This is a genomic window from Kocuria cellulosilytica (genome assembly GCF_040981245.1).
Taxonomy (GTDB): Bacteria; Actinomycetota; Actinomycetes; order Actinomycetales; family Micrococcaceae; genus Kocuria; species Kocuria cellulosilytica.
The window spans coordinates 1-609 of the sequence record NZ_JAVFWZ010000070.1 but is presented as its reverse complement, the minus strand read 5'-3'; the positions used below and the strand labels follow the sequence as shown (position 1 = coordinate 609).

The following is a 609-nucleotide window of genomic DNA, read 5'->3' as shown; positions in this document are numbered from 1 at the left end:
TACGCGTCGGTCAACCGTCGACGGTGAACCGGAATGGCAGCACCCACCCCCTGCCGCGCTGGTCTGCGGTGCTGAGCACGGGACCGCACACGGGGAGAGACGTCAGAAAACAAGATTCACCGCTTGAGTGTTGACTGTTAACAACGGATTCGTCTAGTGTGAGTCACGCCACAGCCACTGTCAGCAGTCGGTAGTGCGGTGGAACACGGCGGCTCCGCCTCCCACCGAGCGCGCCCACCCGGCGCACCGGAAGGCGCAAGGATCCGCCGACCCGACGAACACCACACGAGGTGACCATTCATGCAATCAAGCACTGACCGCGCTGCGGTCGATCCCGAACGTCTCCAGCGGATCAAGGAGGCGGCGTTCCGCATCCGCACCAACGCGCTGATCCAGGCCGAGGTGCAGGGGCAGGGCTACATCGGCCAGGCCCTGGACATCGCCGATGTGCTGGCGGTGCTCTACGCCGACCAGCTGAACCTGCGTCCGGAGGACCCGGAGTGGGAGGGCCGGGACCGCTGCCTGCTGTCCATCGGCCACTACGCCATCGCCCTCTACGCCGCACTGACCGAGGCGAAGTTTCTGCCGCTGGAGGAGCTGGAGACCTAC

1 protein-coding gene is annotated in these 609 nt (G+C 65.7%); it reads left to right on the top strand.

Annotated elements, in window-relative coordinates; translation table 11 throughout:
* Positions 1 to 300: 300 nt before the first annotated feature.
* On the top strand, positions 301 to 609 hold a 309-nt coding region (locus tag RCG67_RS17035; protein WP_497801013.1), incomplete at its 3' end, for a thiamine pyrophosphate-binding protein.